This is a genomic window from Streptomyces sp. NBC_01166 (assembly GCF_045039765.1).
In the GTDB taxonomy this organism is placed as follows: Bacteria; Actinomycetota; Actinomycetes; order Streptomycetales; family Streptomycetaceae; genus Streptomyces.
In genome coordinates, this window is record NZ_CP108613.1 from 6900081 (window position 1) to 6923752 (window position 23672).

The 23672-nt window shown below is 74.2% G+C and carries 4 protein-coding genes; all 4 read left to right on the forward strand.

The window, feature by feature from the left end; translation table 11 throughout:
* The first annotated feature begins 47 nt into the window (after positions 1-47).
* The 4 genes from OG379_RS31330 (at position 48) to OG379_RS31345 (ending at position 23653) form a co-directional block, all read left to right on the forward strand.
* Complete coding sequence (locus OG379_RS31330; protein ID WP_405666378.1) at positions 48-15527, forward strand: SDR family NAD(P)-dependent oxidoreductase; 15480 nt, start codon at positions 48-50, stop codon at positions 15525-15527.
* 14 nt (positions 15528-15541) lie between these two features.
* Positions 15542-19417, forward strand: a complete 3876-nt coding sequence (locus tag OG379_RS31335; protein WP_405666380.1) for a type I polyketide synthase — start codon at positions 15542-15544, stop codon at positions 19415-19417.
* Between the two features lie 922 nt (positions 19418-20339).
* Positions 20340-21143 (forward strand): ABC transporter ATP-binding protein, encoded by an 804-nt coding sequence (locus OG379_RS31340; RefSeq protein ID WP_405666381.1) that lies wholly within the window; start codon positions 20340-20342, stop codon positions 21141-21143.
* Positions 21143-23653 carry an FtsX-like permease family protein gene (locus OG379_RS31345; RefSeq protein WP_405666383.1) on the forward strand — a complete coding sequence of 837 codons (2511 nt, stop codon included), beginning with the start codon at positions 21143-21145 and terminating at the stop codon, positions 23651-23653. Before OG379_RS31340 ends, OG379_RS31345 begins: the two co-directional genes overlap by 1 nt.
* The last annotated feature ends 19 nt before the right edge of the window (positions 23654-23672 follow it).

The following is a 23672-nucleotide window of genomic DNA, read 5'->3' on the forward strand; positions in this document are numbered from 1 at the left end:
CCGGCCCACCCGCAGCCCACCTCTTCGCACAGGAGTGGCGACACCCGATGACCAACGACGAAAAGCTGCTCTCCTACCTCAAGCGGGTCTCCGCCGATCTGCACCAGACCCGTCAGCGGCTGCGTGAGGTGGAGACCCAGGACCGGGAACCCATCGCCATCGTCGGAATGAGCTGCCGCTTCCCCGGAGGGGTCACCACCCCCGAGGAGTTCTGGCAGCTGGTCCACGAGGGCACCGACGCCATCGGGGACTTCCCCGGTGACCGCGGCTGGGACGTCGACGCGCTGTACGACCCGGACCCGGACGCCACGGGGAAGACGTACTCCACGCGTGGCGGCTTCCTGCGCGACGCCGCGGGGTTCGAGCCGGACTTCTTCGGCATCAGCCCGCGGGAAGCCGTCACGATGGACCCCCAGCAGCGCCTGCTGCTGGAGGTGTCGTGGGAGGCGCTGGAACGCGCCCGTATCGCTCCCGACTCGGTGCACGGCGCCCGGGTCGGGGTGTTCGCCGGGACCAACGGCCAGGACTACCGGGACCTGCTGGCGCGGATGCCGCAGGACTCCGAGGCGGCGCTCGGCACCGGTGCCCTGGCCGCCGTGATCTCCGGCCGGATCTCCTACACCCTCGGGCTGGAGGGCCCGGCCGTCACCATCGACACCGCCTGCTCGTCGGCGCTCGTGGCGGTGCACCTTGCCGTACAGGCCCTGCGGGGCAAGGAGTGCACCCTCGCCCTGGCGGGCGGCGCCACCGTCATGTCCACCCCCAACTCGTTCGTCGCCTTCAGCCGCCAGCGGGGCCTCGCCCCGGACGGCCGGTGCAAGTCCTTCGCGGACTCGGCCGACGGCACCGGCTGGGGCGAGGGCGCCGGCATGCTGCTGCTGGAACGGCTGAGCGACGCCCGCCGCAACGGCCACGAGGTCCTCGCCGTCATCCGGGGCTCGGCCGTCAACCAGGACGGTGCCTCCAACGGCCTGACCGCCCCCAACGGCCCCTCCCAGCAGCGGGTGGTGCGCGCCGCGCTGGCCGGCGCGCAGCTCACCCCGGCCGACGTCGACCTGGTGGAGGCGCACGGCACCGGTACCACGCTCGGCGACCCCATCGAGGCACAGGCCCTGCTCGCCACCTACGGGCAGGACCGGCCGAAGGACGCACCGCTGTGGCTGGGCTCGGTGAAGTCCAACATCGGCCACACCCAGGCCGCCGCAGGCGTCGCAGGAATCATCAAGGTCGTCATGGCGATGCGGCACGGCGTGCTGCCGCGGAGCCTGCACGCCGAGGAGCCGTCCGACAAGGTCGACTGGAGCCAGGGCAACGTCCGTCTGCTCACCGCCAACCGCCCCTGGACCGACCCGGGGCGCCCGCGACGGGCAGCGGTCTCCTCCTTCGGTGCCAGCGGGACCAACGCCCACACCATTCTGGAAGAGGCCCCCTCCGAAGAACACACCGGGGAACCCGCCGAAGAGCCCTCCGGGGAACCCGCGCCGCGCACCGCGCCGCCGCTGGTGCCGTGGGTGCTCTCCGGCCGCAGCGAGCGAGCCCTGCGCGAGCAGGCCGCCCTCCTGGCCGCGGCCGTCACCGAGGCCCACCCCGTGGACGTGGCGCACTCGCTGGCCGTCACCCGCACCGCCCACCCGTACCGGGCCGTGGTCCTCGGCGCCGACCGGGACACGCTGCTCGACGCCGTGACCCGCCTCGCGGAGGGCGGCCGTGCCACCGCGCTCGGCCGCGTCCGCAAGGGCCAGACCGCCTTCCTGTTCACCGGCCAGGGCTCCCAGCGACCTGGCATGGGCCGCGAACTGCACGCCCACTTCCCGGTCTTCTCCCGCGTGTTCGACGAGATCTGCGAGCTGTCCGGCGACGGTGACCTGCGCGAGCTGGTCCTCGGTGACGATCCCGGGCCGCTGAACCGCACGGCCCGCACCCAGACCGCGCTGTTCGCCTTCGAGGTCGCGCTGTATCGGCTGGTGGAGTCGTGGGGCCTTGCCCCCGATTACCTCGCGGGCCACTCGATCGGCGAGATCGCCGCCGCCCACGTCGCGGGCGTACTGGACCTCGCGGACGCCGTCACGCTGGTGGTCGCGCGCGGCCGGCTCATGCAGGCTCTCCCCGAGGGCGGCGCCATGATCGCCCTGCGCGCCACCGAGGAGGCCGTACGCCCCCTGCTCACCGGCCGGGTCGGCGTGGCCGCCGTCAACGGGCCGGACTCCGTCGTCGTCTCCGGTGACGCCGCCGAGGCCGAGGCGGTCGCCGCGCACTTCGAGAAGAGCCGCCGGCTGAAGGTGTCGCACGCCTTCCACTCCCCGCTGATGGAACCGATGCTGGCCGAGTTCCGGTCCGTGGTGTCCTCCCTGACCTTCCACCGGGCGACCGTCCCCGTGGTGTCCAACCTCACCGGCCGGCTCGCAACCCAGGACATCGGCACCCCCGACTACTGGGTACGGCACGTGCGCGAGGCCGTCCGCTTCCACGACGGGATACGCACCCTCGCCGCGGAGGGCGTCACCCGGTTCCTGGAGATCGGCCCCGACGCGGTGCTGACCGCCATGGCCCGCGAGTGCCTGGCCGCCGCCGACGACGACGCCGCGGGCGACGCCGTCCTGGCCGCCGCCACCCGCCGTGGCCGGGACGAGACCGAGACCCTGCTCACCGCCCTCGCCCAGCTGCACGCCGGTGGCGCCGGCCCGCGCTGGGAGGAGCTGTTCACCGGGGCCCGCACCGTCGACCTGCCCACCACCGCCTTCCAGCGCGAGCGGTTCTGGCCCGAGACGGCCGCCCCGGCCGGCGATGTCGGCTCCGTGGGGCTGGACTCCGCCGACCACCCGCTGCTCGGTGCCGCCACCGTGCTCGCCGACTCCGACGGGGCCGTCCTGACCGGCCGGCTGTCGGTGCGGACCCACCCCTGGCTCGCCGACCACGTCGTCGGCGGTTCCGTCGTGGTCCCCGGCACCGCGATGGTGGAACTCGCGGTCCGCGCCGGCGACCAGGTCGGCTGCGGCCGGCTGGAAGAACTGGCCCTGGAGATACCTCTGGTGCTGCCGCCCGCCGACGGTGTCCGGGTCCAGGTCGCCGTCGGCACCCCGGACCCGTCCGGGGCCCGCACGGTCCAGATCTACGCCCGCGCCGAGAACCCGCCCGCCGACGAGCCCTGGACCCTGCACGCCTCCGGTCTGCTCGCCGACGGGACCGCGCCCCCCGGCGCCCGGCTGGACGTCTGGCCGCCGCAGGACGCCGAGGAGCTCGACCTCACCGGCCTGTACGAGCGGCACGCGGCCGCCGGCCTGGACTACGGGCCCGCCTTCCGCGCCCTGACCGCCGCCTGGCGCGACGGCGACACGGTCTACGCCGAGGTGCGTCTTCCGGAGCGGCCCGCGACGGACGCCCCCCGCTTCGGCCTCCACCCCGCCGCCTTCGACGCCGCCCTGCACTCCCTGGCCCTGCTCGGCGACGGCTCCGGTGACGACACCGCCCGGCTGCCCTTCATGTTCGCGGGCGTCACCCTGCACGCCGTGGGCGCGTCGGTCCTGCGGGCCCGCATGACACCCGCCGGCGACCACACCTTCGCCGTCGACCTGGCCGACGCCACCGGCGCTCCCGTCGCGACCGTCGACTCCCTGGCCTCCCGTCCGCTGACGCGGCTGCGCGGCGAGCAGGACACCGTCGGCGAGGCCCTGTTCGTACTCGACTGGCAGCCGCTGGCGCTCGACCCCGACGCCCCCGCCGCCGACCACCGCCTGCTGGAGATCCCGTCCGGCGCGGACGCCGGCACGGTACGCGCCGCGCTGCACACCGCGCTCGCAGCCCTCCAGGACGACGACGCCCGGCCGCTGGCCCTCGTCACACGGGGCGCCGTCTCCACCGCCGGTGAGGACGTGCCCGACCTGGCCGGCGCGGCGGTATGGGGCCTCGCGCGCTCCGCGCAGTCGGAGAGCCCCGGCCGGTGCGTCCTGCTCGACCTCGAACCCGGCGCCGACCCCGGCACCCTGCTGCCCGCGGTCCTCGCCTCCGGCGAACCGCAGGTGGCCGTCCGCTCCGGCACCGCCCGCGCGGCCCGGCTGGTACGCGCCGAGCCTCTCGAAGGCGAGGCGGCCCCGGCCCTCGACCCCGAGGGCACCGTGCTGCTGACCGGTGCCACCGGCGGACTCGGGCCCGTGCTCGCCCGGCATCTGGTCACCGCCCACGGCGTGCGCCACCTCGTACTGGTCAGCCGCGGCGGCCGGGCCGACGGCCTGGTCGCCGAACTCGCCGCGCTCGGCGCGAGCGCCTCCGTGCACGCCTGCGACGTCGCCGACCGCGAGGCCGTCTCCGCGCTGCTCGCCGGCCTCGGACGGGACCGTCCGCTCACCGCGGTCGTCCACGCCGCGGGTGTCCTCGACGACGGCGTGGTGGCCTCCCTGACGCCCGAGCGACTCGACGCCGTCCTCGGCCCCAAGGCGCTCGGCGCCCTCCACCTGCACGAACTGACCCGTGATCACGACCTGTCGGCGTTCGTGCTGTTCTCCTCCGTCGCCGGCACCGTCGGCGCCCCCGGCCAGGGCAACTACGCCGCCGCCAACGCCTGCCTAGACGCGCTCGCCGCCCACCGCGCTGCGAACGGTTCGCCCGCCCTCGCCCTGGCCTGGGGGCCCTGGGCCCCGACCGGCGGCATGACCGGCGCCCTGGACGAGACCGACCTCGCCCGCATGGCCCGCGGCGGCATGATCCCGCTGTCCGCCGAGGAGGGCACCGCCCTGTTCGACCGGGCACTGGGCACCGGCCGCCCCGCGGTGGCCCCCGTACGCCTGAACCTGTCCGCTCTGCGCGCCCAGGGCGGCGAACTCGCCCCCGTCCTCCGTGCGCTGGCGGGGCGCCCGGTCCGCCGGGAGGCCGCCACCGGGGACACCGGGTCCGGATTCGCCGAACGCGTGGCCTCCCTCGGTGAGGCGGAGCGGGCCGAGGCCCTGCTGCACACCGTCCGCGCCCATGTGGCCGCCGTCCTCGGACACGCCGGACCGGACACCGTGGAGACCGACCGGGCCTTCAAGGACCTCGGCTTCGACTCGCTCGCCGCGATCGAACTGCGCAACTCCCTGTCCGCCGAGACGGGCCAGCGACTGCCCGCCACCCTCGTCTTCGACCATCCCTCGCCCGAGGCGCTCGCCACGCACCTCGGCACCCTGGTCGCCGGGGCCGCCGGCTCCGTCCGCCGCACCCGGCGCACCGGACGGGTCCGCGCCGACGAGCCGCTGGCGATCGTCGGCATGGCCTGCCGCTACCCGGGCGACGTCCGTACGCCGCAGGACCTGTGGCGGCTGGTCGCCGAGGGCACCGACGCCATCGCCCCGTTCCCCGCCAACCGCGGCTGGGACGTCGACCGCGTCGTCGACCCCACCCGGCAGCGCCCCGACACCTCCTACGTCGGCGAGGGCGGGTTCCTCCACGACGCGGGCGCGTTCGACGCCGCGTTCTTCGGCATCAGCCCCAAGGAGGCACTCGTCACCGACCCGCAGCAGCGGCTGCTGCTGGAGGCCTCCTGGGAGGCGCTGGAGCACGCCGGCATCGACCCGCACTCCCTCAAGGGCAGCCCGACCGGTGTGTTCGCGGGCGTGCAGTACCACGACTACTTCGGCAGCTTCGGCTCCGGCAGCATCATCTCCGGCCGGGTCGCCTACACCCTCGGCCTCGAGGGCCCCTCACTCTCCGTCGACACCGCCTGCTCCTCCTCGCTGGTGGCGCTGCACCTGGCAGGGCAGTCGCTGCGGCAGGGCGAGTCCTCCCTCGCCCTGGTCGGCGGCGTCGCCGTCATGGCCACCCCGGAGACCTTCATCGAGTTCAGCCGGCAGGGCGCCCTCGCTCCCGACGCCCGTACCCGCGCGTTCGCCGACGCGGCCGCCGGAACGGTGTGGGGCGAGGGCGTCGGCGTCCTGGTGGTGGAACGTCTCTCGGACGCCCGCCGCAACGGCCACCCGGTCCTCGCCGTCGTCCGCGGGACCGCCGTCAACCAGGACGGCGCCTCCAACGGGCTGACCGCACCCAACGGCCCCTCCCAGGAACGCGTCATCCTCCAGGCCCTGGAGAACGCCCGCCTCACCACCGCCGACGTCGACGTGGTCGAGGCGCACGGCACCGGTACGACCCTCGGCGACCCGATCGAGGCGCAGGCCCTGCTGGCCACCTACGGCCAGGACCGGTCCGAGGACCGGCCGCTGTGGCTGGGGTCGGTCAAGTCCAACATCGGGCACACCCAGGCCGCGGCCGGCGTCGCCGGTGTGATCAAGATGGTCATGGCGATGCGGCACGGCAGCCTGCCCAGGACCCTGCACGTCGACGAACCGTCGGGCAAGGTCGACTGGGAGGCGGGGCAGGTGCGCCTGCTGACCGAGGAGCGGGCCTGGCCCGAGGCCGGGCGGCCGCGCAGGGCCGGGGTGTCCTCCTTCGGGATCAGCGGCACCAACGCCCACGTCATCCTCGAACAGGCCCCGGCGGCCTCGGAGCCCGACGTGGCGCCGGGTTCCGACGCCCCGGGACACGCCGTCCCGTGGCTGCTCACGGCGAAGTCGCCCGCCGCGCTCGCCGGACAGGCCGCCGCGCTGCTCGGCCACCTCGACGCGCACCCCGAGCTCGACCCCCGCGACGTCGGCTGGTCGCTGGCGACCGGCCGCGCCCACTTCGCGCACCGTGCTGCCGTCACCGGCACCGACCCCGCCGGACTGCGCGGGGCGCTTGCCGCGCTGGCCGACGGCGGCACCGCCCGCAACCTCGCCGTTGGCACCGCCACCGGGCGGGCCCGCCCCGTCTTCGTCTTCCCCGGCCAGGGCTCGCAGTGGTCCGGCATGGCGACGGAACTCCTCGACGGATCACCGGTGTTCGCGGCCCGCATGGCCGAGTGCGCCGCCGCCCTGGAGCCCTGGACCGACTGGGACTTCGCCACCGAACTGCGCGGCGGGCTCGACCGGGTCGACGTCGTCCAGCCTCTGCTGTGGGCCGTGATGGTGTCCCTGGCGCACACCTGGAGCGGCTACGGCGTCACCCCGGCCGCGGTCATCGGCCACTCCCAGGGCGAGATCGCCGCCGCCTGCGCCGTCGGCGCGCTCTCCCTGGTGGACGGCGCGCGCGTGGTCGCCCTGCGCTCCCAGGCCATCGCCGAGCTGCTGTCCGGCTCCGGCGGCATGATGTCCGTGGGCGAGGGCGCCGACGCGGTTCGCGACCGCCTCACGGCCTGGGACGGCCGGCTCTCGGTCGCCGCTGTCAACGGCACCGCCTCCACCGTCGTCTCCGGGGACTCCGACGCCCTCGACGAACTCCGCCTGAGGCTGCGCGCCGACAAGGTCCGCGCCAAGCGACTGCCCGTCGACTACGCCTCCCACAGCGCACACGTGGAGTCCCTGCGTGAACGCCTCGCCGAGGACCTCGCGGGCATCGAGCCGCGCAGCACCGACGTGCCCTTCTACTCCACCGTCACCGGCGCCCCGATCGACACCGCCGAGCTCGGCGCCGAGTACTGGTACACCAACCTCCGCAGCACCGTGCTGTTCGAGCAGGCCGTACGCGGCGCGGTCGCCGGCGGCCACACCCTGTTCGTGGAGTCCAGCCCCCACCCGGTGCTGACCGTCGGAATCCAGGAGACGGACGACGCGGTCGCCGCCGTCGGCTCGCTGCGCCGCGACGAGGGCGGCCGGGACCGGCTGCTCGCCGGTCTGGGCGAGGCCTTCACCCACGGCGCGGGCGTCGACTGGGCCGCGGTCGCGGAGGGCCGTCGCACCCGCCTCGTCCCCCTGCCGGCGTACGCCTTCCAGCGTGAGTGGTACTGGCTCGACAGCACCGCCACCGGGGCCGACGTCACCTCCGCCGGCCTCGCGGCCACCGACCACTCCCTGCTCGGCGCCGCCATCGCACGGGCCGGCAGCGAGGAGGCCGTCCTCACCGGCCGGCTCTCGGCGGGCACGCACCCCTGGCTGAACGACCACCGCGTCGGGGACCGGCTGCTGTTCCCCGGCACCGGACACCTCGAACTCGCCCTGCGCGCGGGCGACCAGGTCGGCTGCGGCGACCTGGCCGAACTCACGCTCCACGCCCCGCTGGTCCTGCCCGACCACGGAGCCGTCCAGCTCCAGGCCGTCGTCGGCCCGCCCGACGGGGGGACCCGCCCGCTGACCCTGTGGTCCCGTCCAGAGAGCACCGACGAGGACCTCCCCTGGACGCGGCACGCCGACGGCCTGCTCGCTCCGACCGGCACCCTCCCGGCCGTCGTCGAACCACTCACCGCCTGGCCGCCGCGTGACGCCGAACCGGTGCCCCTCGACGGCCTGTACGACGAACTCGCCGCCCTCGGACTCGGCTACGGCCCGCTGTTCCAGGGGTTGCGCGCCGCCTGGCGCACCGAGGACGCCGTGTACGCCGAGGTCGCCACCGAGGCACCCGTCGACGGCTTCGGACTGCACCCGGCCCTCTCCGACGCCGTCCTGCACACCGTCGGGCTCACCGACGCCGCCGGCGACCAGGCTCTGCTGCCGTTCGTCTGGTCCGGGGTACAGCTGCACGCCACGGGAGCCACCGCGCTGCGTGTGAAGGTCCGCGCCACGGGCGAGGGCACCGTCGCCCTCACGCTGGCCGATCCTGCCGGAGCCCCCGTCGCCACGGTCGACTCCCTCACCCTGCGCCCGCTGCGCACCGACGTGGTGGACGCGGCCGCCCGGTCCGCCCGGTCCGGCGCGCTCCACCGCGTCGACTGGGTCCCCGCACCGGCCCCGGCGGGGACCGAGGGCACACCGTGGGACGGGGAGGTGCTGCGCGCCGGGGCGGGCATCGGCGCCGGGGAGACGCGCGCGACCGTCACCACCGTCCTGGACGGGCTGCGCGACCGTCTCGCCGACGAACAGGACGGCGACAGCACCCTCGTCGTCCTCACCGGCACCGACCCGGCCGGCGCCGCGGCCGGCGGGCTGGTCCGCTCGGCCCAGTCCGAGAACCCCGGCCGCATCGTCCTGGTCGAGAGCGCGACGGACCCCGGTCCCGACCGTCTCTCCGAGGCTCTCGCGAGCGGCGAACCGCACCTCGCGCTGCGCGACGGCACCTGGTACGTGCCGCGCCTGGCCCGCGTCCCGGATACGGACGCCGGAGCCGCCCCCACGGACGCCGGCTCCTCCACCGCCGCCGACTCCGGCCTCGGCTCCGGCACCGTCCTGCTGACCGGGGCGACCGGCGCCCTCGGCGGGATCATCGCCCGCCATCTGGCCGGCCCCCTCGGCGTACGCAACCTGCTGCTGCTCAGCAGGAGCGGCGCCGACGACGGCCTGGTCACCGAGCTGACCGAGCTGGGCGCCGAGGTCACCGGCGTCGCCTGCGACGCCGCCGACCGCGACGCCCTCGCCGGGGTGCTGGACGGGATCCCCGCCGACCGTCCGCTGACCGCCGTGATCCACGCGGCCGGTGTCCTGGCCGACGGTGTGCTCGCCTCCCTCACCCCCGAACGCGTCGACGCGGTCTTCCGGCCCAAGGTCGACGCCGCCTGGAACCTGCACGAACTCACCGCGGACCTCGGCCTGTCGGCGTTCGTACTGTTCTCCTCGTCGGCCGCCACCCTCGGCTCCCCGGGCCAGGGCAACTACGCCGCCGCCAACGCCTACCTCGACGCCCTCGCCGCCCACCGGCACTCCCTCGGCCTGCCCGCGCACTCCCTGGCCTGGGGCCTCTGGGCCCAGGCGAGCGGCATGACCGGCACCCTCGACGAATCCGACCGGGCGCGCATCGCCCGCGGCGGTGTCGCCCCGCTGGCGACCGAGGAGGGACTCGCCCTGTTCGACGCCGCCCTGCGCGGCGCCGACCCCGTCGTCCTCCCGGTCAGGCTGGACACCGCGGCGCTGCGCGGCCAGGCGGACGCCCTGGCCCCGCTCTTCCGCGGCCTGGTCCCCGTACGCCGCGCGACCGCCGGCCACGCGGCCGCCGGCGGGGCCGACTCGCTGCGCGACCGGCTCGCCGGGCTGCTGGAGCCGGAGCGCGAGCCGTTCCTCACCGAACTCGTGCAGAGCCGGGTCGCCACCATCCTCGGCTACCGCTCCGCCCACGAGGTCAGCCGTACGCTGCCCTTCCGCGAGCTGGGCTTCGACTCCCTTGCCGCGGTCGAACTGCGCAACGGACTCGCCGCGACGACCGGACTGCGGCTGCCCGCCACCCTGGTCTTCGACCACCCCACTCCGGCCGAACTCGCCCGCTACCTGCTGGGTGAACTGACCGGTGCCCTCGACCGGGCCGCGCCCGCCACCGCCGTACGCGCCGCCGCCGACGAGCCCATCGCCATCGTCGGCATGGGATGCCGCTTCCCCGGCGACGTCTCCTCCCCAGAGGAGCTGTGGCGCCTCGTGGCCGAAGGCCGCGACGCCGTGGGGGAGTTCCCCGCGGACCGCGGCTGGGACGTCGAGACCCTCCACGACCCCACCCTGGACAGGCCGGGCACCAGCTACACCCGGCACGGCGCCTTCCTGTACGACGCGGCCGAATTCGACCCGGCCTTCTTCGGCATGGACGAGGAGGAGGCTCTCGTCACCGACCCCCAGCAGCGGCTGTTGCTGGAGACCTCCTGGGAGGCCCTGGAGCGCGCCTCCATCGACCCGGCCACCCTGCGCGGCTCCGACACCGGCGTCTTCGCGGGCGTCATGTACCACGACTACTTCGGCAGCTTCGGCTCCGGCAGCGTCGTCTCCGGCCGCGTCGCCTACACCCTGGGCCTCGAGGGACCGACGCTCTCCGTCGACACCGCCTGCTCCTCCTCGCTGGTGGCCCTGCACCTGGCCGCGCAGGCGCTGCGCCAGGGCGACTGCTCCCTCGCCCTGGCCGGAGGAGTGACCGTCATGGCCACCCCCGGCACCTTCGTGGAGTTCAGCCGGCACCGCGGCCTCTCCAGCGACGGCCGCTGCCGACCCTTCGCCGACGCCGCCGACGGAACCGGCTTCGGCGAGGGAGCCGGCGTGCTGCTGCTGGAACGGCTCAGCGACGCCCGCCGCAACGGCAGGACGATCCTCGCCGTGCTCCGCGGCACCGCCGTCAACCAGGACGGCGCCTCCAACGGCATCACCGCCCCCAACGGCCCCGCGCAACAGCGCGTCATCCGCCGCGCCCTGGAAGCGGCGGGCGTCGGGGCGGCCGACGTCGACGTGGTCGAGGCCCACGGCACCGGCACCACCCTGGGCGACCCCATCGAGGCCCAGGCCCTGATCGCCACCTACGGCGCGGCGCACACCGAGGAACGCCCGCTGTGGCTCGGCTCGGTCAAGTCCAACCTGGGCCACACCCAGGCCGCCGCCGGTGTCGCCGGTGTCATCAAGATGGTCCAGGCGATCCACCACGAGACCCTGCCGGCCAGCCTCGGCATCGACACGCCCTCCCGGCACGTGGAGTGGGAGGGCGGCAACGTCCGCCCGCTGACCGAGTCCCTGCCGTGGCCGGACCCCGGCCGTCCGCGCCGCGCGGGCATCTCCTCCTTCGGTATCTCGGGCACCAACGCCCATGTGATCGTGGAGGCGCCACCCGCCGCCCCGCCGGCCCGCATCACGCCGCCCGCAGGTCCCGCGGTGGGCGCCGTGCCGTGGCTGCTGTCCGGCCGCACGTCCCAGGCCCTGCGGGCCCAGGCCGGCCGGCTGCTGGACCACCTGAACGGCCACCCGAACGCCGACCCGCGCCGGATCGCCGGCGCCCTCGCCCACGCCCGTACCGCACTCGGCCACCGCGCCGCCGTCGTCGGGCACACCCGCGAGGACCTGACCGCCGGGCTGCGCGCGCTGACCGAGGGACGCACACCCCCGGTCGGCACGGCCGGCCCGGCGACCGACGGCAAGCTGGCCCTGCTCTTCTCCGGCCAGGGCTCCCAACTGCCCGGCATGGGCGCCCGGCTCGGCATCGCGTTCCCCGCCTTCGCCGCCGCCTTCGACGAGGTCCGCGCCCACCTGGACCCGCTGCTGGACCGGCCGCTCGGCGACGTCCTCGACTCCGCCGGACTGCTGGAGCGCACCGAGTACACCCAGCCCGCCCTGTTCGCCTTCGAGGTGGCGCTGTTCCGGTTGCTGGAGTCGTTCGGCGTCAGGCCGGACCTGCTCGCCGGGCACTCCGTCGGCGAGATCGCCGCCGCCCACGTGGCGGGCGTCCTCGGCCTCCAGGACGCGTGCCGGCTCGTCGCCGCCCGGGGAAGGCTGATGCAGGCGCTCCCCGACGGCGGCGTCATGATCGCCGTAGGCGCGGCGGAGGACGAGGTCACGCCGCTGCTCGGGAACGGGGTCGGCCTCGCCGCCGTCAACGGACCCACGTCCGTGGTGGTCTCCGGCCCCGCCGGCCCGGCCCGCGCGCTCGCCGCCCGCTTCGACCGGAGCAAGGAACTGGCCGTCAGCCACGCATTCCACTCGGCCCTGATGGAACCGATGCTCGAGGAGTTCCGCGAGGTCGCCGAGTCGCTGTCGTACGGGTCGCTGCGCCTCCCGCTGGTGTCCACCCTCACCGGAGCTCCCGCGGCCGCCGACGAACTGTCCACCCCCGACTACTGGGTACGGCACGCCCGTGAGGCGGTCCGCTTCGCCGACGCCGTGTCCGCCCTGCACGACGCGGGCGCCCGGCACTTCGCCGAGGTCGGACCCGGCAGCGCGCTCACCGCGGCCGCCGGTGACTGCCTGCCCGAGGACACGGCCGCCGTGGTCGCCCTCCAGCGCAAGGACCGCGAGGAGACCGAGGCACTGGTCACCGGGCTCGCCGCGCTGCACGTGCACGGCGTCACCGTCGACTGGACGGACCTGCTGCCCCACCGCGACGGTTCGGACCTGCCGACCTACGCCTTCCAGCGGGACCGCTACTGGATGACCGGCGACCCGGGGCAGCCCGGGCCCGCCGTCGGCCACCCGCTGCTGGGCGCCGCCGTCGAGCGCGCCGACGCCGACGCGGCCCTGCACACCGGCCGGCTCTCGCTCTCCGCCCAGTCGTGGCTGGCCGACCACCGCGTCGGCGGCGTACCGCTGCTGCCGGGCACGGCGTTCGTCGAGATGGCCCTCGCCGCGGGGGCCCGGCTGGACTGCCCCGTGGTGGAGGAACTGACCGTCTCCGAACCGCTGGTGCTCCCCGAGCACGGCAGCGTCCGCCTCCAGGCCACCGCCGGTGAGCCGGACGCCACCGGCGCCCGGGACTTCACCGTGTACGCGGCGGCCGACGACGACCCGTGGACCACCCACGCCACCGGCGTCCTGCGGCCGGCGGACCCGCTGCCCGCCCACGACCTGACGTCCTGGCCGCCGGCCGGCGCCGAAGCCGTCGACCTGGACGACGTCTACGACCGGCTCGCCGCACTGGGAGCCGAGTACGGGCCCCGCTTCCGGGGACTGCGCGCCGCCTGGCGCCTCGGTGACGAGGTGTACGCCGAGGTCGCCGTCGACACGGACGGTGCCCCCTTCGGACTGCACCCGGCGCTGCTCGACTCCGCGCTGCACGCCGTCGGCCTGCGCGCCGGAGCCTTGGAGCGGATGGCGTTGCCGTTCGCCTGGAGCGGCGTCGAACTGCACTCCGCGGGCGCGACCGCCCTGCGTGTGCGGATCGCACCCCTGGACTCCGGCGCCGTACGCATCGACGCCGCCGACGCCGACGGCCGGCCCGTCGCCCGGGTCGCGTCGCTGGCGCTGCGGGAGGTCGACCCCGCCAGGATCGCGGCGGCGGCCGCCGGCGGGCACGAAGACCTGTTCGCCCTCGACTGGGTGCCCGTCGCGGTGCCCACCGCCCCGCAGGCAGGCCGGTGGGCCGTCCTCGGCTCCGGCCACGAGGACCTGGCCGCCGCGCTCGGCGGGGAGATCGCCGAGGTCACGACTGTCACCGGACTGCCCGAGGCCGTCGCGCTGGCCCCCGACACCCTGGTCGTCCCGCACCCCGGCGGACGGAACCCCGAAGAGATCCGGGCCGGGGCCCGGCGGATGCTCGCCGTGGTCCAGGACTGGCTGGCCGACGAGCGGTTCTCCGGCACCGGCCTGGTTGTCACCACCCGGGGGGCCACCGGCCCCGATCCCGCGGCGATCAGCGACCCCGGTGCCGCCGCCGTGTGGGGTCTGATCCGCTCGGCCCAGTCGGAACACCCCGACCGGATCGTCCTGGCCGACCTCGACGACACCGACGCCTCCCGCCGCCGGCTGCCCTCCGCCGTCGCCTCCGGCGAACCCCAACTGGTGCTCCGCGACGGCGCGGTGAGCGCACCGCGCCTCGTCCGCGCGCCGCGCCGGGACGGGCACGTACCAGCCGACTGGACGGGCACCGTACTGATCACCGGCGGCACCGGCGCTCTCGGCCGGGAGGTGGCCCGCCACCTGGTCACCGAGCACGGAGCCACCAGGCTCGTCCTGCTCGGCCGCCGCGGCGACAAGGCCCCCGGCGCCGGGGAACTGCGGGAGGAACTGACCACCCTCGGTGCCCGGGTCACCCTCGTCGCGTGCGACGCGTCCGACCGCTCCGCCCTCGCCCGCGTACTGGAGGACCACCCCGTCACCGCGGTGGTGCACACCGCCGGTGTCCTTGCCGACGCCGTCCTCACCTCCCTCACGCCCGAGCAGCTGGACACGGTGCTGCGGCCCAAGCTGGACGCCGCCTGGCATCTGCACGAACTCACCGCGGACCGTCCGCTGACCGCGTTCGTGCTGTTCTCGTCCGCGGCCGGCCTGTTCGGCAGTCCGGGCCAGGCCGCCTACGCCGCTGGCAACGCCTTCCTCGACGCCCTCGCCGCGCACCGGGGCTCCCTGGGGCTACGGGCCGTCTCGCTCGCCTGGGGGGCCTGGGCGGGCAGCGGAGGCATGGCCGACCGCCTGGGCGACGCCGATGCGCGCCGCATGGCCTCCGGGGGCGTGCTCGCCCTCGACACGGCGGCGGGCCTGGGCCTGTTCGACACAGCGGTGGGACGCGAGGAGCCGGTCCTGCTGCCCGCCCGCCTGGACCTCAGCACCCCGCGGGACGCCGGCCACGTCGCCCCGCTGCTGCGTGGCCTGGTGCGCGCGCCCCGCCGCGGCGGTGCCAACGCGTCCGTGGCGTCGGCGGCGCTCCGCCGCGACCTGGCCGCCCGCACGCCCGAGGAACGGACCGCGCGCCTGCTCGAACTGGTGCGGGACGAGGCCCGCCAGGTGCTCGGGACCGAGGAGTTCGAGGCCGAGGTGGCCTTCAAGGACCTCGGCTTCGACTCACTGACCGCCGTCGAGTTCCGTAACCGGCTCAACGAGGCGACCGGGCTGCGCCTGTCCGCCACGCTCGTCTTCGACCACCCGAGCCCGGCCGCCCTCACCGACCACCTTGCCGCCGAACTGGCGCCGTCCGTCGCGGACGGCCCGCGCGAGGAGGACACCGTCCGCGCCGCGCTGGCCGCCCTTCCGGTGGCCAGGCTCCGCGAAGCCGGACTGCTGGACAGCCTGCTCGAACTCGCCGGACTGAGGCCCGCGGGGGAGCGGTCCGCGAACGGCGAGTCCGGCCGCCCCGCGATCGACGCCATGGATGCCGAGAGTCTGATCACCCTGGCGCTCGACGACCTCGTCGGCGACGACGACGCCCTGTGAGAAGGAAGAGAACCATGGCCGAGTCCGAGAAGCCCGACACCAGGATGATCGAGGCGCTGCGCGCCTCGCTCAAGGAGATCGAGCGGCTGCGGGAGCGCAACCGGGCGCAGACCGCCGCGGCCCGGGAACCGATCGCGATCGTGGGTATGGCGTGCCGTTACCCGGGCGGAGTCCGTTCGCCCGAGGACCTCTGGCGCCTCGTCGCCGAAGGCCGCGACGGCATCGGCGCGTTCCCCGACGACCGCGGCTGGGACCCGGACCTGCACGACCCGGTACCGGGCACCCCGGGCCGCTCCTCCACCGGCGAGGGCGGATTCCTCTACGACGCGGGGGACTTCGACGCTGCGTTCTTCGGCATCTCCCCGCACGAGGCCCTGGTGATGGACCCGCAGCAGCGGCTCCTGCTGGAAGGGTCCTGGGAGGCACTGGAGCACGCGGGCATCGATCCGTCGTCGCTGCGCGGCAGCCCCACCGGCGTGTACGCGGGCGTCATGTACCACGACTACTTCGGCAGCTTCGGCTCCGGCAGTGTCGTCTCGGGCCGGGTCGCCTACGCCCTCGGCCTGGAGGGCCCGGCCCTCACCGTCGACACCGCGTGCTCCTCGTCCCTGGTCACCCTCCACCTGGCCGCGCAGGCGCTGCGCCAGGGCGAGTGCACCCTCGCCCTGGCCGGCGGAGTGACGGTCATGGCCTCACCGGGTACCTACGTCGAGTTCAGCCGCCAGGGCGCCCTCTCCCCGGACGGCCGGTGCCGGTCCTTCTCCGACGACGCGAACGGCACCGGGTTCTCCGAAGGCCTCGGTGTGCTGGTGTTGGAGCGGTTGTCGGATGCGCGGCGGTTGGGGCATCGGGTGTTGGCGGTGGTGCGGGGGAGTGCGGTGAATCAGGATGGTGCGTCGAATGGTCTGACGGCGCCGAATGGTCCGTCGCAGCAGAGGGTGTTGCGTCAGGCGTTGGTGTCGGCGGGTGTGTCGGCGGGTGATGTGGATGTGGTGGAGGCGCATGGTACGGGGACGGAGTTGGGTGATCCGATCGAGGCGCAGGCTTTGCTGGCGGTGTACGGGGTTGAGCGTGAGGTGCCGTTGTGGTTGGGGTCGGTGAAGTCGAACGTCGGGCATACGCAGGCGGCTGCGGGTGTGGCGGGTGTGATGAAGATGGTGTTGTCGTTGGGGGAGGGGGTGTTGCCGCGGACGCTGCATGTGGGTGAGCCGTCGCGGAAGGTGGAGTGGGGTGCGGGGCGGGTGCGGTTGCTGGATGAGGAACGTCCGTGGGCGCGGGGTGAGCGGGTGCGTCGTGCGGGGGTGTCGTCGTTCGGGATCAGCGGGACGAACGCGCATGTGATTTTGGAGGAGGCACCCGACGACGACACCTCCCCCCGGTCTGAGCCCGAACCCCCCGCACCGGCCGTCATGCTGCCCCTGTCCGCCCGTTCCGCACGTGCCCTCCCCGCACAGGCCGAGCGGCTGCGCGACTTCCTCGACGCCCGCCCCGGACTGCCGGTGTCCGCCGTCGCCAGGGCCCTGGGCACCCGGCGCGCGGCCTTCGCCCACCGGGCGGTGGTCGTCGGTGGCGACCGGGAGCAGATCAGGGCAGGGCTGGACGCTCTCGCCACCGGAGGCCCCTCGGCCACCGCCGTCACCGGCCGGGCCCGAACCGGTGGCCGCACCGCGTTCCTGTTCACCGGCCAGGGCGCCCAACGGCCCGGCATGGGACTCGAACTACGCGCGCACTACCCGGTGTTCGCCGAGACGTTCGACGCGATCGACGCCCACCTCGGCCTGGACCTGGCGGGCGTACTGAGCGGCGAGGACACCGAGGCGGTACACCGCACGCAGTACGCGCAGACCGCCCTGTTCGCCTACGAGGTGGCCCTCTTCAGGCTGCTGGAGTCCTGGGGTGTGAGGCCCGACGTGCTGTCGGGGCACTCCGTCGGCGAGATCGCCGCCGCCCATGTGGCCGGAGTGCTGGACCTGGCCGACGCCTGCACCCTGGTCGCCGCACGCGGCCGGCTCATGCAGGCCCTGCCCGAGGGCGGCGCGATGGTCGCCGTGCGGGCCGGCGAGGACGAGGTCCTCCCGCTGCTGGACGAGCGGGTGGGCCTGGCGGCGGTCAACGGACCGTCGGCAGTCGTCCTGTCCGGGGAGCGTGAGGCGGTCCTCTCCGCCGCCGCGGGATTCGAGAAGACCAAGCGGCTCAGCGTCTCGCACGCTTTCCACTCCCCGTTGATGGACGCCATGCTCGACGACTTCCACGCGGTCGTCGCGCAGCTCACCTTCCACGAACCCCGCGTCGACGTGGTCTCGGCGCTCACCGGACTACCCGCCACCGGGGAGCAACTGCGCGACCCGCGGTACTGGGTACGGCACGTGCGCGGCACCGTTCGTTTCTCCGACGCCGTCGCCGCCCTCGGCGGGTCGGGCGTCACCCGCTATGTCGAGGTCGGTCCCGACGCCGTCCTGACCGGGCTCGTCCGGGAGTGCGTCGGCGAGGACGACGCCGCCGTCGTGGCCCTGGGCCGACGCCACGGCGCCGAACCGGCGGCCCTGTTGTCCGGGCTCGCCCGGCTGCACGCCGACGGCCTGCCCATGAACTGGGCGGCGCTCTTCCCCGGTACGGCCCGCGCCGAGCTGCCCACGTACGCGTTCCGGCACGAGCGTTACTGGCTGGACGCCGACGTCCCTCTCACCATGGACCGGCCCACCACGCAGCCGGCCGCCGGACCGGCCGGTTCCGTCGCCCCCGCCGCGGTCCCGGAGGCGCAGGGTCTGCGGGAGCGGCTGGCGGCGGCCCCGGAGGCCGAGCAGGAGGCCCTGCTCGCCGACCTGGTACGGGCGCAGACCGCCGCGATCCTCGGACACGCGGGACCGCAGGCCGTCGAACCCGACGACGCTTTCCTGGAGATCGGCATGGACTCGGTCTCCGCCGCCGAACTGAGCGGAGCCCTCGCCAACGCCCTCGGCGTCACCGTCGCGGCCGGGGTCGCCTTCGACCACCGCACGCCCGCCGCGCTCGCCGCCCACCTGCGCGGACACCTCGCCGTGGACGGCGCCGAGCCGGCGGACGACGACATCGAATCGGTCAGCGGGCTGGTGCGGCGCGCGGCGGCCGACGGCAACTGGGAACGAGCCATGAAGCTGCTGCACTGCGCGGCGGACATCCTGCCGGGCTTCTCCTCGGCGGCGGAGTTCGGCGACGTACGCGACCCCGTGCGCCTGGCGACGGGAGACGAGGGACCCCGCCTGCTCTGCCTGCCCTCCCCGATGGCGCTGGGCGGCGCCCACCAGTACGCCCGCTTCGCCCGGCACTTCCACGGCCGACGCGACGTGCTGGTCCCGGACGTTCCCGGCTTCGTGCCCGGGGAGCCGCTGCCGCGCTCCGTCGACGCGGTCGTGGAGGTCGTCGTCGACGGCATCCGGCGTGCCTGCGCCGACGGACGGCCCTATGTACTCCTCGGCTACTCCTCCGGCGGGCAGTTCGCCCACGCGGCGGCCGAGGCGATGGAGAAGGCCGGCCGGCCGGCTTCCGGTGTGGTCCTGCTGGACACCTACCTGCTCGCCGACGACGGCACCGAACAGCTCCGGCGCGAGATGTTCAACGGCATGCTGGACCGTGAATCGTCCGTGGGCGGCTTCGGCACCGCGCGCCTCGCGGCGATGAGCCGTTACAGCGACCTGATCGGGGGCTGCCTGCCGGGCCCGCTGACCGCTCCGGTGCTGTTCGTCCGGCCCGAGGAGCCGTTCGCCCCCGGACTCGACGGCTGGCAGGCGGTCTGGGAGGGCGCGCACGAGCTCGCCGAGGTACCCGGCACGCACTTCACGGTCATGGAGGACCGGGCCGAATCCACCGCCGGAGCGGTGGAGAAGTGGCTGTCCGGCATCGCTGCGGCCTGACGCCGGGAGCGGCGGCAGGGTACCGGCGGCCGTGCGTCCCGCACCGGCCGCCGGACCTGCGGCGGGACGCGGCGGCCGGCAGGCCGCCGCTCCACGGCTTCGTCACTGACTCGCCTCACGGAAATGCGACATCCATGCCTGGATATCACATCGAATACTGTCCGGATGTACCCCCAGTCGCACAGCGACATCTTCCGCGGCGAGTTCCGTCTGCCAATCACTGCGCTGCAGTGCGAGCCACATCGTCGTACCACGAGGACCGCACCTGTGGCGTTTCCCGGTGAGTGGAACGAACAGGTCCAGGTACCCGTCGGGCCGCACGCTGGCGATGAGCCCGTGGTCACGCCCCATGCCGCACCGGCCTCGCGTATGCGGTGCCGTCATGCCTCTCGGCCGTGGGGAGGCCGGCTGTCCTGGACACATTGAACCCAATCTCTTGACGCTTTTTCGGATACTGCGACGTTACCCGCTCATTCACATTGTGGCACTGGCAATGGCCGCACTTTTACGGTGGGGTAAACGATTCGGACAGGTGGATGGCGGCTTCACTGTCCTGCGGGTATTTCTGCCCCCTTGACAAGGACTCGGTATTTCTTTCGGAGAAATGGTGTTCGGTCCCGGCCCTGAGGAGAGGGACGCGCACCGGATCGAAGGGCCCGGCGTATCCTGCGGAAACCGCCGCGGGTGCCACCAGGGTCACCGAAATCCCGAAGCCTGTCGTCCCTCTTCACGACGCCTCGACGTGAACTCGCAAAAAGCTCCACGGTATGGAACTGCTGCACGACTCCACATACATGCCTGCGGAGGTAGAGAAACCTCTACCTCGAATCGGCGGTATAAGGCCAATGTGCGACGGCCTCGCCGCTCCTAATCTGATCCACAGACACCGCGTGGGAAGCGCGTCATTTCATTGGGGAGCACGATGCACACATCACACGACCTCCGTCGGACGGAGGCGGTACGACTGGACACCGTGTCGAAGATCTATGGACGAGCGGACAGCCAGGTGGCCGCACTCCGGGAACTCTCCATGAGCTTCGCCGACGCCACCTTCACCGCGGTGATGGGACCGTCCGGTTCCGGCAAGAGCACCTTCCTGCACTGCGCCGCGGGCCTGGTCAGGCCCACGTCCGGATCCGTGACCGTCGGTGGCACCGACCTCGCCGGCCTGGACGACACCCAGCTGACCATGCTCCGCCGCGACCGGATCGGCTTCATCTTCCAGTCGTTCAACCTGCTGCCCGCCCTGACGGTGATACAGAACATCACTCTGCCGCTGCAACTCGCCGGAAAGCGCCCCGACAAGAACCTGATCCACAGCGTCGTCCAGCGAGTGGGCCTGGCCGACCGCCTCGGCCACCTGCCGTCCGAGCTCTCCGGCGGGCAGCAGCAGCGCGTCGCCATCGCGCGTGCCCTGGTCACCCAGCCCGCCGTGGTCTTCGCCGACGAGCCCACCGGAGCGCTGGACACCCGTACCGCTTCGGCCGTGCTATCCCTGCTGCGCGAGTCCGTCGACACGGCCCGCCAGACCCTGGTCATGGTCACCCACGACCCGGTGGCCGCCTCGTACGCAGACCGGGTGGTCTTCCTCGCCGACGGGGCCATCGCCGGTGAACTGCACCGGCCGACGGCCGACGCGGTCGCGGCGCGGATGACACGGCTCGGTGCCTGGGAGGACCAGAACCGCCAGCAGGCCGCACCGATGACGTCCGGAGGGCTGTACTGATGTGGCGGCTCGCCCTGCGCACCCTGAAGTTCCGGCGGACCAGTTTCGTCGCGACCTTCCTCGCCATGTTCCTCGGCGCCGCGATCGTCATCGGCTGCGGCGGCCTGATGGAGACCGGCGTCCGGATGGCCGCCGACCCGCTGCGCCTGAACGGCGCCCCGGTCGTGGTCACCGGCGAACAGTCCTACGACGGTGCTGCCCTGACCGAACGGCACCGTATCGACCCGGAGCTGGCCCGTGAGGTGGCGCGTGCGGACGGCGTCCGCGACGCCGTCGGCGACGTGTCCTTCCCCGCCACCGTCCTCAAGGACGGCAAGGCGCTGACCGGCGAGGACGCCTCGTACGGCCACGGCTGGGCCGGTGCCCGGCTCACCCCCTATACCCTCGCCGCCGGCGCCTCCCCCGTCGCCGGCGGCGAGGTCGTACTCGACTCCGGGCTCGCCGAGCGCGCCGGTGCGGGACCGGGCTCCGTCGTCGAGATCGTCGTGGGCGGCGACACCCGGCGGTTCACTGTCAGCGGTGTCGCCGGCCAGCGCGGCGACGGCAACCCCGACGCCGCGCTGTTCTTCAGCGACGAGCAGGCCCGCACCCTGGCCGGCGGCCGGATCGACTCGATCGGCGTGCTGCCGGAGAAGGGCGCGGACACGGCGGCGGTCGCCGGCGCGGTGCGGTCCGTCGTCGGCGACCGGGCCGAGGTGCTCACCGGCGAGCGGCGCGGCCTGGCGGAACTGCCCGGCACCCTCTCCAGCCAGCGCACCGTCGTGATCCTCGCGGCCATCTTCGGCTCCTCCGTGGTGCTGATCGTGATGTTCGGCGTCGCCTCCACGCTCGGACTGTCCCTCCAGCAGCGCACCCGGGAGATGGCCCTGCTGCGGGCCGTGGGCTCCACCCCGCAGCAACTGCGCCGGATGATCCTCATCGAGACCGCGGTGCTCTCGGTCGCCTCGGTACTGCTCGCCCTGTACCCGGGATATCTGCTGGGCCGGCTGCTCTTCGGCGTGCTCACCTCCAGCGGCGTCGTCTCGTCGGCGATCGTCTACCACGCCGGCTGGGTGCCGATGGCCGTCGGCGCCGTCGTCACGGTGCTCGCCGCGGCCGGTGCCACCCGCTTCGCGGGCCGTCGTGCCGCCCGCACCGAACCGGTCGCCGCCCTGGCCGAGTCCGCCGCGGGCACCCGCTGGTTCAGCGTGCCGCGCCTGCTGATCGCGCTGTTCTTCCTCGCCAACGGCATCGGCCTCGCCGTCGCCACCGCCACGGTGATGGAGGACGGCCCCACCCTGGCCAGCACCGCCGGGCCCGCCTCCGTGCTGTTCTGCATCGGCCTGGCGCTGCTCGCCCCCGGCATCACCAAGGCGATGGTCGCCCTGCTGTACCTGCCGGTGCGCGCCTTCTCCGGCATCTCCGGCAAGCTCGCCCTGCGCAACGCCACCACGGCCAACGTCCGTATGGCGGGCGCCGTCGCGCCCATCGTCCTGCTCATCGGCATCGCCACCGGCACCCTCTACATGCAGGCCACCGAGGACCACGTCTCCCAGAGCTCCTACGACCGGAACGTCCTGGCCGACTACGTCCTCGACTCCACCACGGGCGGATTCGCCCCCGCCGTCGTCGACCAGGTCCGGGCCACCCCCGGCGTGGCGGCCGCCTCGGAGTTCGTCACCAGCCGCGGCTTCGTCGACGCCCCCGATGGGCGTGCCGACACCGAACTGCGGGGCGTGTCCGCCGAAGGCGTGCGGCAGAGCCTCGATCTGCGGCCCGTCGCCGGATCCCTGTCCGGCCTGCGCGGCGACACGGTCGCCCTCTCCGACAAGAAGGCCGAGGAATACGGCGTGGGGGTCGGGGACCGGCTTCCGCTGCGCCTCGGCGACGGCACCTCCGTACGCCCCACCGTCGTCGCGCTCTACGCCGACAACCCCAAGCAGCAGTACGTGACCCTGCCCGCGGTGACCCTGGCCCCGCACACGAGTGACGGGCTTCCGCACCAGATCCTGGTCCGCTCCGAACAGGGCGGCCCCGCCGGACTCCGTGAGGCACTGGCCGGGCTGGCCGCGAGCGTGCCCGGCACCGAACTGGACGACGGGGACTCACTGGCCGGCCGGAACAACCAGATCCAGCAGATCCTGGTCGCCGCGAACTATACGATCGTCGCCATGATCGTCGGATACGCCGCCATCACCGTCGTCAACACCCTGGTGGCGGTGACCCGCAAGCGCCGTGCCGAGTTCGGCCTCCAGCAGTTGACGGGCGCGACGCGCCGCCAGGTGCTCGGCATGCTGACCGTCGAGGGCGTCCTCATCGGAATCATCTCCACCGTCCTCGGCACGATCGCCGCGGCGACCACCATCGTGCCGTACAGCATGGTCAAGTCCGACTCCTATCTGCCCTCCGGATCCCCCGGGATCTACCTCGCCATCGTCGGAGGGTCCCTGGTGCTGGTCTTCGGCGCCACGCTCCTTCCCTCATGGCGCGGCATGCGCACGCCCGCCGTCGACACGGTGAAGGCCGCGTGAGCCGTCTGCGAACCGGACC

What these genes read in the sequence shown, in the direction of transcription:
- OG379_RS31330 (WP_405666378.1), top strand. Translation starts at nt 48, where the DNA reads ATGACCAACGACGAAAAGCTGCTCTCCTACCTCAAGCGGGTCTCCGCC.
- OG379_RS31335 (WP_405666380.1), top strand. Translation starts at nt 15,542, where the DNA reads ATGGCCGAGTCCGAGAAGCCCGACACCAGGATGATCGAGGCGCTGCGC.
- OG379_RS31340 (WP_405666381.1), top strand. Translation starts at nt 20,340, where the DNA reads ATGCACACATCACACGACCTCCGTCGGACGGAGGCGGTACGACTGGAC.
- OG379_RS31345 (WP_405666383.1), top strand. Translation starts at nt 21,143, where the DNA reads ATGTGGCGGCTCGCCCTGCGCACCCTGAAGTTCCGGCGGACCAGTTTC.